This is a genomic window from Curtobacterium sp. NPDC090217, assembly GCF_044746705.1.
In the GTDB taxonomy this organism is placed as follows: Bacteria; Actinomycetota; Actinomycetes; order Actinomycetales; family Microbacteriaceae; genus Curtobacterium.
On record NZ_JBIVCR010000004.1, the window covers coordinates 305288 to 318260 of the forward strand.

Annotated in this window: 9 protein-coding genes; 8 read left to right on the top strand and 1 reads right to left on the bottom strand. The window is 70.6% G+C overall.

The window, feature by feature from the left end; translation table 11 throughout:
* Positions 1-137 precede the first annotated feature (137 nt).
* The 7 genes from ACIPJ2_RS15720 (at position 138) to ACIPJ2_RS15750 (ending at position 10623) form a co-directional block, all read left to right on the top strand.
* Positions 138-2024, top strand: coding sequence for an ABC transporter ATP-binding protein (locus tag ACIPJ2_RS15720; protein ID WP_402729720.1), 1887 nt, complete (start codon positions 138-140; stop codon positions 2022-2024).
* Positions 2025-2157: 133 nt separating this feature from the next.
* A complete protein-coding gene (locus ACIPJ2_RS15725) occupies positions 2158-4389 on the top strand; it encodes an adenylate/guanylate cyclase domain-containing protein (protein WP_402729587.1) in 2232 nt (743 codons plus the stop codon).
* Positions 4386-5813: a mechanosensitive ion channel domain-containing protein gene (locus ACIPJ2_RS15730; RefSeq protein ID WP_402729588.1), complete on the top strand. Its 1428-nt coding sequence runs from the start codon at positions 4386-4388 to the stop codon at positions 5811-5813. Before ACIPJ2_RS15725 ends, ACIPJ2_RS15730 begins: the two co-directional genes overlap by 4 nt.
* A gap of 187 nt (positions 5814-6000) precedes the next feature.
* Positions 6001-7365, top strand: coding sequence for a cystathionine beta-synthase (locus ACIPJ2_RS15735; protein ID WP_402729589.1), 1365 nt, complete (start codon positions 6001-6003; stop codon positions 7363-7365).
* A gap of 74 nt (positions 7366-7439) precedes the next feature.
* The gene (locus tag ACIPJ2_RS15740; protein ID WP_402729590.1) at positions 7440-8585 is read left to right on the top strand and encodes a cystathionine gamma-synthase; all 1146 of its coding nucleotides are present in this window, start codon (positions 7440-7442) and stop codon (positions 8583-8585) included.
* A gap of 57 nt (positions 8586-8642) precedes the next feature.
* Positions 8643-10031, top strand: coding sequence for an MFS transporter (locus ACIPJ2_RS15745; RefSeq protein ID WP_402729591.1), 1389 nt, complete (start codon positions 8643-8645; stop codon positions 10029-10031).
* Between the two features lie 28 nt (positions 10032-10059).
* The gene (locus tag ACIPJ2_RS15750) at positions 10060-10623 is read left to right on the top strand and encodes a substrate-binding domain-containing protein (protein ID WP_402729592.1); all 564 of its coding nucleotides are present in this window, start codon (positions 10060-10062) and stop codon (positions 10621-10623) included.
* Positions 10624-10839: 216 nt separating this feature from the next.
* Here the strand turns inward: ACIPJ2_RS15750 and ACIPJ2_RS15755 are convergent, their stop codons facing one another.
* Positions 10840-11421 carry a TetR/AcrR family transcriptional regulator gene (locus tag ACIPJ2_RS15755; protein WP_281265102.1) on the bottom strand — a complete coding sequence of 194 codons (582 nt, stop codon included), beginning with the start codon at positions 11419-11421 and terminating at the stop codon, positions 10840-10842.
* Between the two features lie 229 nt (positions 11422-11650).
* Between ACIPJ2_RS15755 and ACIPJ2_RS15760 the strand changes: the two genes are divergently transcribed.
* A complete protein-coding gene (locus tag ACIPJ2_RS15760) occupies positions 11651-12907 on the top strand; it encodes a multidrug effflux MFS transporter (RefSeq protein ID WP_402729593.1) in 1257 nt (418 codons plus the stop codon).
* Positions 12908-12973: the final 66 nt, after the last annotated feature.

A 12973-nucleotide genomic window follows, 5' to 3' on the forward strand; every position in this document is an offset into this window, starting at 1 on the left:
ATGCTCGCACGGGCCCGGAAGGGGGTCAATTCCACAGATCCGTGCAAGCGGCGTCCCGACGTCGGGGCCCGGGGATACATTTGCTCGAGTGAGCGCACCGTCCGGTGGGCACCGGGCGGAAGGACCTCGCGATGAGCATGCCGGGGATGCGCGGCGGCGGCGGTGGCGGTCGCGGCGGCCGGATCTCGAGCGGGGACTACGACGCACAGAAGGCGGCCAACGCCGAGGCGCCACGGATCCCGCACCTGCTGCGACGCATCGCCGGACTCTTCGTCCCGCACCGTCGGTCGATCGTCTTCACGGTCGTCCTCGTGCTCATCGGGGCGGCGCTCTCCGTGATCCCGCCGCTCCTGACGCAGAAGGCGTTCGACCTCGGGCTGTTCCCGAAGTCGGGGACGCCGGACCTGCCGGTGCTGTTCTGGCTGGTGACCGCGATGGTCGTCCTGTGGATCGCCAGTGCCGGCGTCGGCGTGTGGCAGACCTACCTCACGGCGACGGTGGGCAACAAGGTGATGGGCGCGATGCGCATGCGCCTGTTCGCCCACCTGCAGCGGATGGAGCTCGCCTTCTTCACCCGTACCAAGACCGGGGTGATCCAGTCGCGCCTGCAGAACGACGTCGGCGGCGTCGCGAGCGTGCTGAACAACACGATCTCGTCGGTGCTCGGCAACACCGTCACGGTGATCGCGGCGGTGGTCGCGATGCTCCTGCTGAGCTGGCAGATGACCCTGGTGGCGGTCGTCCTGCTGCCGTTCCTGGTCATCGCCCAGCGCAAGGTCGGTCAGGTCCGGGCGAAGATCGCCGGGCAGACGCAGGAGTCGCTCTCCGACATGACCGCCATCACGCAGGAAGCCCTGAGCGTCTCGGGCATCCTGCTCGCCAAGAGCTTCAACCAGCAGCGCAGCGAGACCCACCGCTACGGCGACGAGAACCGCAACCAGATCGCGTTGCAGGTCCGGCAGCAGATGTCCGGCCAGTGGTTCTTCGCGATCGTGCAGATCTTCCTGTCGATCATCCCGGCGATCATCTACCTCGTCGCCGCCTACCTGATCCTCGGCGGCGTCCCGATCACGGCCGGCACGATCGTCGCGTTCACGACGGTGCAGTCTCGGCTGCTGTTCCCGACCGTGGGGCTGTTGCGCGTCGTCCTCGACCTGCAGACATCCGGCGCGCTGTTCGCCCGCATCTTCGAGTACCTCGACCTGAAGCCGGCGATCACGGACTCGCCGACGGCCGGCAAGGTCGACGAGACCCGCGTGGGTCACGTCGCCTTCGACGACGTGACGTTCACCTACCCGGACGGCGAAGCCGACAAGCCGACGCTCCGCGGGGTCTCGTTCGAGCTCGAACCCGGGCAGTTCGCCGCGTTCGTCGGGCCGTCCGGCGCCGGCAAGACCACCGTCTCGTACCTCGTCCCGCGGCTCTACGAGGCGACGAAGGGCTCGGTGCGGTTCGCCGGCGCCGACGTCCGTGACCTCGAGCACGAGGACCTGATGCGGCACGTCGGGATCGTCAGCCAGGAGACCTACCTGTTCCACGCAACGATCGGCGACAACCTCCGGTACGCCAAACCCGACGCCACGGACGAGGAACTCGAGCGTGCTGCTCGCGCGGCGAACATCCACGAGACGATCGCCTCGTTCCCGGACGGGTACGACACCGTGGTCGGGGAGCGCGGCTACCGACTGTCCGGCGGCGAGAAGCAGCGCATCGCGATCGCGCGGGTCATGCTCAAGGACCCGCCGGTCCTGGTGCTCGACGAAGCGACGAGTGCGCTCGACTCCATCTCCGAACGCGTCGTGCAGACGGCGCTCGACGCCGCCGCACAGGGGCGCACCACGATCTCGATTGCGCACCGGCTCTCCACCGTGCGCGACGCCGACGTGATCTTCGTGCTCGATCACGGTCGGATCGTGGAGCAGGGCACGCACGACGAACTGCTGGCGCTCGACGGCATCTACGCGATGCTGCACCTCCAGCAGAACACCCCGATCGAGGCGGCAACCGGCGCCATCGATTCGTGACGCGCGAGCAACTCAGAGCAACTGCTGACACGCGTGTTGCGCAGGTGGTACTTGTGGTTGAACGCCGATCCCGCGGCGCTGCACCACCGGTTCCCTGCGCACGCGATCGCCGTGCCTCCTGATCGGAGTTCCCGTGACAGCAGTCCCTCCAGCAGCCCCCGACGCGGACCCGATCCCGCCAGCAGAACCCGGGACCGGCACGGGTTCGATCCGGGTGACCGACCAGCCGGCACGCCGCAAGGGTCGCTGGCGCCGGTTCCTCACCACCGGCTCGCTCGACATCCAGTCGAAGCTGCTGGTGATGCTCCTCGGTGTGAGCGTGCTGGCGGCCCTGGTGATCGGCGCCGTCGGGTACGTGAACGGCCGGAACGCCCTGCAGACCGCGGCGCTGAACCAGGTGACGTCGTTGCGGGAATCGCGCATCACAGAACTGAAGCGATCGTTCAACCAGTTCACCCAGACGGTGGTGTCGCAGAGCCGCAACGCGAGCGTCATCGGCGCCACGAAGGCGTTCACGTCGGGATGGGACGACTTGCAGGACACCCCGGTGTCGGCGAGCGACCGAAGCAAGGTCGACGGCTGGTACCAGGACACCTTCGTCCCGCAGCTCGATGCCCGCAGCGGAGGCACGGCGAACCCGGAGCAGTTCGCACCGACCCAGGACCCGCAGGCGTACCTGCAGGCGAAGTACACGGCGCCGTTCGACGACTACGACAAGGCCATCAAGCAGGACGACGCAGGCGATGGCAGCTCCTGGTCTGCCGCGCACGCCGAGTACCAGCCGTACTTCCGGCAGATCGTCGAGGCACAGGGCTACGAGGACCTCGCGCTGATGGACACGAACGGCAACGTGGTCTACTCCGCCTACGCGGGTGCCGACCTCGGCACGAACGTCGAGGACGGGCCCTACCGAGACTCGAACCTGGCGACCGGGTACAAGGAGGCGCTGCAGCTGACGAGTTCGGACGACATCGTGGTGACGGACTTCGCGCGGTACGTGCCGAGCCTCAACGTGCCGACCCTCTGGGTGATGTCGCCGGTCGGCGAGGACGGCAAGATCATTGGCGTCATGGCCGTCCAGGTGCCCGTCGACCTGATCAACCAGGTCATGACGGGCGACCAGCACTGGGCGAAGGACGGCCTCGGGGACACCGGTGAGTCGTACCTCGTCGGCGATGACGACCTGATGCGGTCGTACCCGCGTCAGCTGCTCGAGCACCCGAAGCAGTACGAGCGGGACGTGGTCTCGGCCGGCACCGCTCCGGCGACGGCGAAGCGCGAGGTGCAGGTCAAGGGGTCGGTCCTGCTCCAGCAGGTGAACACCACGCCGGTGACCCGTGCCCTGCAGGGCAAGACCGGCACGGTGGTCGCGGACGACTACCGCGGCAAGGAGACCCTCGCGGCCTACGCCCCGCTCGAGGTGGACGGCCTGCGCTGGGTGGTGGTCGCGCAGATGGACACGTCAGAGGCGTTCGCGCCGATCAACGAGCTCACCAGGAACATCGGGCTCGCCCTGGTCGGGATCATCGTGCTGGTGTCCCTGCTGTCGCTGCTGCTCGCGCAGGTGTTCGTCCGGCCGATCCGACGGCTGCAGACCGCGGTCAACCGCGTGAGCGCGGGCGAGATCGGCGTCGAGGTCCGCGCGAAGCAGGGCGACGAGATCGGCGAACTCGGGCTCGCGTTCAACGACATGAGCCGGAGTCTCAAGGTCAAGCAGGACCTGCTCGACGACCAGCGACGGCAGAACGACGCGCTGCTGCGGACGATGATGCCGGACGAGGTCGCCAAGCGGTACAAGCAGGGCGACCAGACGATCGCAGCCGACCACCAGGACGTCGCGGTGGTCTACGCCGACATCATCGGGTTCGACGACTTCGCGAAGGACCTGTCGGCGGAGCAGTCCCTCGCGCTCGTGAACGACGTCTGGCGGTCCTTCGACGACGCCGCGCAGCGCCACGGCGTCGAACGCGTGCGGTCGACGAGGAGCGGGTACCTGGCGAGCTGCGGCCTGTCGGTGCCCCGGGTGGACAACGTCCGCAGGGTCGTCGACTTCACCGTGGACGCGCAGGCCGTGATCGACCGGTTCAACGCGCAGAACGGCGCATCGATAGGCCTCAGGGCCGGCATCGACACCGGTGAGGTCACGAGCGGCCTGGTCGGCAAGTCGAGCCTGATCTACGACATGTGGGGCGACGCCGTCAGCCTGGCCTTCCGGGTGCAGGGCATCGCGCCGACACCAGGGGTCTTCGCGACGCAGCGGGTGGTCGACAAGCTCGGCGACCGGAACGACCTGGCAGAGGCCGGACTCGTCGAGACGCAGGGCGGCCCGCAGCGGGTGTGGAAGTTCGTCAGGGGTGCGCGATGACCCCGTTCTGGCAGCAGGACTGGTTCTGGCCGGCGATCGTCGTGATCGTCGGGCTGCCCGTCGTGCTGCTCGTCCTCACCGAGTGGCAGTCGAACCTGCAGCGGCGTGGCAACGACCTGCACAAGATCATCGGGCTGCTCCGGAACGCGGTCGTCCCGCTCATCGCGATCTTCATCCTGTCGACGCAGGTCACCGAGGCGGTCGACCCGAAGGAGGTGACGGCGAACCGGATCATCGGGACCGTCCTCGGGTTCCTCGTGATCATCTTCGTGCTCAACGGCCTGAACATCATGCTGTTCACGAACGCCAGGAAGGGCACGTGGCGCGAGAAGATCCCGTCGATCTTCGTCGACATCGCCAGGATCGTGCTCATCGCCCTCGGGCTCGCGCTGGTCTTCAAGCTCGTCTGGAACGCGGACGTCGGCGGCATCTTCACGGCACTCGGCGTCGGGTCGCTCGTCATCGGCCTCGCGCTGCAGTCCGCGGTCGGCCCGGTCATCGCCGGCCTGTTCCTGCTGTTCGAGCAGCCGTTCCGCCTGGGTGACTGGCTCGACACCGGCGGCGCGCGGGGCCGGGTCGTCGAGGTGAACTGGCGGTCGGTGCACATCGACACCGGCAACGGCATCCTGATCATGCCGAACTCGTCGCTCGCGGGCGCGTCGTTCACGAACCTGTCCCGGACGGGCGGCACGTTCCCGGTGTCGACCGAGGTCACCTTCACGACCGACGACCCGCCGGCGGCCGTCGTGGCGCTGCTCCAGCGCATCGCGGCGGAACTCCCGCAGAAGTACCCGGGCACGACGCCCTCAGCGGTGCCGATCGGCGGAGCCGCCTACTCGGTGTCGTTCGAGGTGCGCGGGCCGTCGCAGGAGGGCGACGCGCTCGCCGTGTTCCGGCTGTGGCTCTGGTACGCCGCACGTCGTGCCGGGCTCGGGCTCGACGGCGACACCACGGACGACTTCGTCACCGACGAGCGCCGTGACGCCGCCGTGGAGACGATCGCGCCGACGCTCTACCTGGGCGCAGACGACGCGATCGCCCTGCGCCCCGTCGTCCGGCTCGAGCGGTACGCGGCGGGGGAGACGATCATGCGCCCCGGAGTCGTTCCGCGGGCACTGCGGTTCGTCCTGTCCGGCAGCGTCGAGCTCCGCGTCCCGTTCGAGGACGAGCAGCTCCCGGCGTCCAGGGTCGAAGCAGGCGACTACGTCGGGCAGACCGCGCTGACGCGGGAGGTCGTGCAGACCAACCAGGTCGCCCTGACCGAGGTGACGGTGCTCGTGGTCCCGGTCGAGGCGATCGACACCATCGTGCGGTCGTCGCCGCAACTCGCGAAGGACATCGGTGCGGTCATCGACCGACGGCACCAGGACGTCGCCGACGCGCTCGAGGCGCGGATCGCGCAGCTCCGCGCCGTGGCGAGCTGACCCGGCGAGCTGCGGCAGCGGCTCGGTCGCGTTCCGTTCCGGACTGGAGGCTCGGTGCCAGCTGGCACCGTGCCTCCCCCCACCGGCACGGCCGGCACGCCGCTGGCGCGTCGCGCCGGCACCGGCGGCGTGGGCCCAGTCCGACACATGCTGACTCGCACAGGGAGGCAGTCCGTAGACTCGATGCGTGCGTTACGCGAACTCCGTCGTCGACCTCGTCGGCGACACCCCCCTCGTCCGGCTGAACCGCGTCACCGAGGGCATCCGCGCCACGGTGCTGGTGAAGGTGGAGTACCTGAACCCCGGTGGATCGTCGAAGGACCGCATCGCCACGCGGATCCTCGACGCAGCCGAAGCCTCCGGCGACCTGCAGCCGGGCGGCACCATCGTCGAACCCACGTCGGGCAACACCGGCGTCGGGCTGGCCCTCGTCGCCCAGCAGCGCGGGTACCGGTGCGTGTTCGTGCTGCCGGACAAGGTCGGCGAGGACAAGCGCAACGTGCTCACCGCCTACGGCGCCGAGATCGTCGTCACGCCGACGGCCGTCCCGCCTGAGCACCCGGAGTCGTACTACTCCGTGTCCGACCGGCTGGTGCAGGAGATCCCCGGTGCCTACAAGCCGAACCAGTACGCGAACCCGAACGGGCCGCGCAGCCACTACGAGACCACCGGTCCGGAGATCTGGCGCGACACCGACGAGCGCATCACCCACTTCGTCGCCGGTGTCGGCACCGGGGGCACCATCACGGGCACCGGGCGCTTCCTGAAGGAGGCGTCGGACGGCCGCGTGCGGATCGTCGGCGCCGACCCCGAGGGCTCCGTGTACTCCGGCGGCACCGGCCGTCCGTACCTGGTCGAGGGCGTCGGCGAGGACTTCTGGCCGTCGGCGTACGACCCCGAGGTCCCCGACGAGATCATCGCGGTGTCGGACGCCGACTCGTTCGCGATGACCCGTCGCCTGGCGCGTGAAGAGGGCCTGCTCGTCGGCGGCTCGAGCGGCATGGCCGTCGTCGCGGCGCTCCGTGCGGCGCAGGACCTGACCGAGGACGACGTCGTCGTGGTGCTCCTGCCGGACGGCGGGCGCGGGTACCTCGGCAAGATCTTCAACGACCGCTGGATGCGCTCCTACGGGTTCGCGGAGACCGACGACGCCCGGACCGTCGGGTCGCTCATCGCCGGCAAGGACGGCCGCCTGCCCGACCTCGTCCACGCGCACCCGTCGGACACCGTCCGCGAGGTCGTCGACATCATGACCAAGTACGGCGTCTCGCAGATGCCCGTGCTGAGCGCCGAGCCGCCCGTCGTCATCGGCGAGGTCGTCGGCGCGGTGGAGGAGAAGGCGCTCCTCGAGCAGGTCTTCACGGGTGCCGCGAAGATGGCCGACGCGCTCACCGCCTTCGTCGGGGACCCGCTGCCGCTCATCGGCGTCGGCGAGTCCGTGTCGGCGGCCCGGCGGGCGCTGGAGTCCGCCGACGCGCTCCTCGTCGTCGAGGACGGCAAGCCCGTCACCGTGCTCACCCGGCACGACCTGCTTACCTACCTGTCCGAGTGAGCACGGCAGCGCACCCACCGTGCGGTGCGCGACCGACGCGATCCGAGCCTCCCGTTGCGACCTGGAGAAAGCACATGACCGAGTTCAGCACCCGCGCCATCCACGCCGGCCAGGAGCCCGACGGGCCCACCGGCGCCGTCATCCCGCCGCTCCACCTGACGTCGACCTACGTGCAGGACGGCATCGGGCAGATGCGGAACGGCTACGAGTACTCCCGATCGGGCAACCCGACGCGTGACTCCCTGCAGACCCTGCTCGCCGACCTCGACGGTGGCGTCGCCGCGTACTCGTTCTCGTCCGGCCTGGCCGCCGAGGACGCCCTGCTCCGCGCCACGCTGACGCCGGGGTCGCGCGTCGTCATGGGCAACGACGTCTACGGCGGCACGCACCGGCTCGTGAACCGGCTGCACGTACCGTGGGGCGTCGAACTCGTCGTCGTCGACATGAGCGACCTCGACCGGGTCCGTGCCGCACTGCAGGACGCGCCGGCGTCGACCGTGCTGTGGGTCGAAACGCCGACGAACCCGCTCATGAAGATCGCCGACATCGAGGCGCTCGCCGCCGTGGGACACGACGCCGGTGCGCTCGTGGTCGTCGACAACACCTTCGCGTCGCCGTACCTCCAGCAGCCGCTCGCCCTCGGCGCGGACGTCGTCGCGTACTCCACCACGAAGTACCTCGGCGGACACTCCGACGTCGTCGGCGGGGCGATCGTGCTGCGGGACCAGGAGCTCGCCGACAAGGTCCAGTTCCTGCAGTTCGGCGCCGGTGCGATCTCGTCGCCGTTCGACGCCTGGCTGACGATCCGCGGCATCAAGACCCTCGCGGTCCGGATGGAGCGGCACTCGCAGAACGCGCAAGCGGTCGCCGAGGCACTCGTCGGCGACCCCGCGGTGGAGCACGTCTACTACCCGGGGCTCACCGACCACCCCGGGCACGACGTCGCCGCCCGGCAGATGCGCGGGTTCGGCGGGATGCTCTCGGTCGCGCTCGCGGGTGGTCCGGAGGCAGCGAAGCGGTTCGCCGAGTCGACGGAGGTGTTCGCGCTCGCCGAGTCGCTCGGCGGGGTGGAGTCGCTCATCGGGTACCCGAGCGAGATGACCCACGCGTCCGTGAAGGGCACCGAGCTCGAGGTCCCGGAGAACATCGTGCGCCTGTCGGTCGGCATCGAGGACGCCGGCGACCTGGTAGCGGACGTCCAGCAGGCGCTCCGCCGCTGACCCGGCGCTGACCCGCCGCGGACCCGCGGTCCGTCCGGTCGCCGCTAGCCTGGGCGGGTGACCGCCACGACGCCGACGAGGACGACCCTGTTCAGCAGGGGGTACGCCCTCCCGACGATCGGGATGGTCGCGATCGTGGCCGTCGCCGCGTTCCAGAACCTGGCGATGACGACGATCATGCCGGAGATCAGCCGGGACCTGCACGGGGAGACGCTGTACTCGCTGAGCTTCGCGGCACCGCTCGCCGCCGGCGTCCCGGGGATGGTGCTCGCCGGCAACTGGACGGACCGGGCGGGCGGCCGCGTGGTGGCATGGGTGTCCGCTGCGCTCTTCGCCGTCGGGACCGCGATCGTCATGCTCGCGCCGACGATGCCGGTGTTCCTCGCCGGTCGCCTGGTCGAGGGCTTCGGCGCCGGCGCCATCGACGTGGTGCTCTACGTCCTGGTCGCCCGGATCTTCCCCGCGGAGCTGCACGGTCCCGTGTTCGCCGGGTTCGCCGCGGCGTGGGTGGTCCCGGCACTCGTCGGACCAGCGCTCGCCGGGTTCGTCACGGAGCTCTCCAGCTGGCACTGGGTGTTCGCCGGGGCGCTCGTGATCGCCGTGGTCGCGTTCAGCCTGCTCGTGCCGACCCTCGGACGGCTCCACCCGCCGGCCGCTGCACTCCGCCCACCGTGGCAGCGCGGGCGGATCGCGTGGTCCGTCGCGGCCGCCGTCGCCGTCCTCCTGCTCAACGTCGCTCCGGACCTGCCGGTCGTGCCACGCATCGCCGCGGTGGTCGTCGGGCTCGTCGGCGCCTGGGTCGCCCTGCGTCCGCTGCTGCCGCGCCGCACCCTGACCGCCGCTCCCGGTCTGCCGTCGGTGGTGCTGCTCCGCGGGGTCCTCGCTGCGGGGTTCTTCGGCGCCGAGGCGTACGTGCCGTTCCTCCTGCAGGCGCAGCACGGGCTCTCGCCGTCCGCGGCCGGGCTGGCGCTGACCGTCGCGGCGCTCAGCTGGGCCGGCGCGAGCTGGGTGCACGGGCGGTTGGGGGAGCGTCGGTTCACCGCGGCGTGGGCGTTCGGCGTCGGGCTCGGCCTCGTCGTCGTCAGTCTGGTCGCGGCGTTCGCGGTGGCGGCGTGGGACCTGCCGGTCTGGGTGCTCGTGGCCGGTTGGTTCGTCGGTGGCGCCGGGATGGGCGTCGCGTACCCGCGCACCTCGATGCTGACGCTCCGGTTCTCGAGCGAGGGGGACGACGGGTTCGCGAGCTCCGCCCTGACGATCGCGGACGCGGCCGGCAGCGTGGTGGGGCTCGCCGTCGCCGGGTTGCTGTTCACCGCCTCGGGTGGACGGAACGACGCCTCGGCGTTCTCCCTCGTGTTCGCCGCGATGACCGTCATCGCGCTCGTCGGGTGGTTCGCCGTCCGCCGACTCGGTCCGGTGCCGCCTCCGTCGTCCGCCGGGAACGGGTAGCGTGGCAGACCCACGTCGAGGAGGAACCGTGCGTCGCATCCTGGCCGCCGCCGCCCTGGTGAGCGCGGTGTTCGTCCTCGCCGGGTGCAGCGGGACGACCTCGGTCGCGCCGACGCCGGTCACGAGCACGGACCTCACCAGCTCGGACGGCGGGTTCGACCAGCACGCCGTCGTCGGGGTCGTGCTGCTCCCGGAAGGAGCCACACCGGCCGGTGGCGGTGCGTCGCTGCCCGACCGGTTCCGCACCTCGCTGACCGAGGCGGGCTTCCGGCCCGACGTGCGGGTCGCCGACGCGGACGACCCGGCGGGATCGCAGCGGACCGCGGTGCGGGACCTCGTGCGCACGGGAGCGAAGGCGCTGCTCGTGCAGGCCGACGACCCCTCGGCGTTGACCGGGGTGCTGCAGACAGCGCACGACGCTGGGGTCGTCGTGGTCGGTCTCGACGGCGCGGTCCCCGCCAGCGGCACCGGCGGCGACGGGGTGTCGTCCGACTACAGCATCACCGGGACGGACTCCGACGCCGACCTCGTCGAGCAGTCGATCGACGCCGTGACGTCGCTCCAGCGGGGCGAGAAGCCGGCCACCGACTGACGCAGGTCGGGCGCTCTGGTCGCGACCGCGGGCCGGACGGGAGGCTCGTGGCGGCCCCGCCACGAGCCTCCCGTCCGCCGTGCGCGCACGTTCCGACCCATCACGCGCGCAGGAGGAAGCCGAATCGCGCGTAGGAGGCGGGGAAGATCGGCTTCCTACGCGCGGAACTGCTTCCTACGCGCGGAACTGCTTCCTACGCGCGGAACGGCCGGGCGGTCAGCTCCACCACGTCGGGAAGGACGCGGTGATGGTGTCGACGAGGGCCTTGCGGGCACGTCGGGGGCCGGCGAGCCAGGCCTCGATCGCGCCGACGAACCCCTGGGCGACGAAGCCCGCCGCGACGTCGTCGAGGAGTTCCGGGCGCGTGGCCTGGTCGAGCTCCCGGATGTGCAGCGCGCTCGACACCGTGAAGTGCTCGACGAGCAGCCGGTGCAGCGAGCCGTCGTTCGGGTCGGGGAGTGCCTTGCCGTAGATGTCCCGGTGTGTGACGACGTGCTCGACGACGGCGTTGATGCCCTTGCGGGTGATCGCGGCGAGTTCGTCGCGGCTCGCACCCCGGTCGGAGGCGACCCGGCGCGCCTCGGCGTCGTCGTCGCGGATGCGGTCGAGTTCCGGGGTGAGCACGTCGGCGAGCAGCGAGCCGGGGGAGACGGCGTGCGAGTAGAACGTGGCACGGTTGATGCCGGCGGCGCGCGTGACGTCGGCCACCGTGATCTCGGAGACGGGGCGGTCGGCGGCGAGCCGGAGGATCGCCTCGCGCAGCGCGGCCGTGGTGTGCAGGATCCGAGCGTCCACCATGACGCCCACCCCCTCTTCCGGTACGAGTCCGCCCGGAGGCTCCCGAGCCCTCCGACGGTACCGCAGGTCAGGGGAGCGGCACCGTGTCGACCGCGACGACACGCGGCAACGAACGGCGACGGATGCGGCGCGTGCGGACCCGCCCCTAGGATGGTTCCGCGGACGAATCGATTCGATCGATCCCGCGATCCCCTCTCCCCACCGCCCCTCATCGTCGAAGGACTCTGCCGTGACCGCGCCCGCGACCACTGGTTCGCTCACCGTCATCCTCCACCCGGGGGACTCGCTCTCCCGCGCCCAGCGCCTCGTGTACGTGTTCGTGCTCGGTGCGCTGACCGCACTCGGGCCGTTCACGATCGACCTGTACCTTCCGGCGTTCCCGTCACTGAAGGACCAGTTCGGGGTCACCGACGGCGCCGTGCAGCTCACCCTGACCGCGACCACGATCGGCTTCGCGTTCGGCCAGCTGCTCGTCGGCCCGTGGAGCGACAAGGTCGGTCGCCGACTGCCGCTGATCATCGCCACGACCGTGCACATCGTGGCGTCGATCTGCGCGGCGATGGCGCCGAACATCGAGGTGCTCGCCGTCTTCCGCGTGCTGCAGGGCATGGGTGCTGCTGCCGGTGGTGTGGTCGCGATGGCCACCGTCCGCGACCTGTTCGGCGGCAAGCCCCTCGTCCGGATGCTGTCCAGGCTCGCGATGGTGAACGGCCTCGCGCCGATCCTCGCGCCGCTCATCGGTTCCCAGATGCTGCGGTTCGTCAGCTGGCGTGGGATCTTCGTGTTCCTCGCCTGCTACGGCCTTGCCGTCGTGATCGCGTCGATCCTGCTCATCGTGGAGACGCTGCCGCCCGCCCGTCGGCACGAGGCCGGCCACTCGACGATGGGGCAGCGCTACCGCGCCCTGTTCTCCGACCGGATCTTCGTCGGGGTCGCACTCATCGGGGCGATGGTCTTCAGCGGGCTGTTCTCCTACCTCAGCGCGTCGCCGTTCCTGTTCCAGGACGTCTTCGGGTTGGACGCCCAGCAGTACGGGCTGCTCTTCGCGGTGAACTCCGTCGGTGTCGTCGTCGGGGTGCAGATCTCGTCGCGGATCGCGCAGCGCGTCGGACCGCAGTGGATCCTGGCGTGCTCGACCGCGACGCTCTTCCTGGCGGCGGTCGCGATCATCGTGCTCGACCTGCTCGGCGCCGGGCTCGTCGGTGTGCTCGTCCCACTGTGGTTCTTCATCGCTGCCTGCGGGTTCTCGTTCCCGCTCGTGCAGGTGATCGGCCTGGCCGCCCACGGCAAGGAGGCGGGGACCGCTGCCTCCGTGCTCGGCGCCCTGAACTTCGGCGTCGCCGGGCTCATCTCGCCGATCGTCGGATGGCTCGGCATCTCGCAGGCGGCGCCGATGGCGGCCGTGATGGCGTGCACCTCGGCGGTCGCGATCGTGCTGCTGTGGGCCGTCGTGCGGCCGAGGACGGTGCCGGCGCTCACCCACTGAGTGCCGCCGGTCGGTGCGGCCGCGCTGAGCGCCCGCGGTCGACTCGGAACGACGAGATCGATGTCG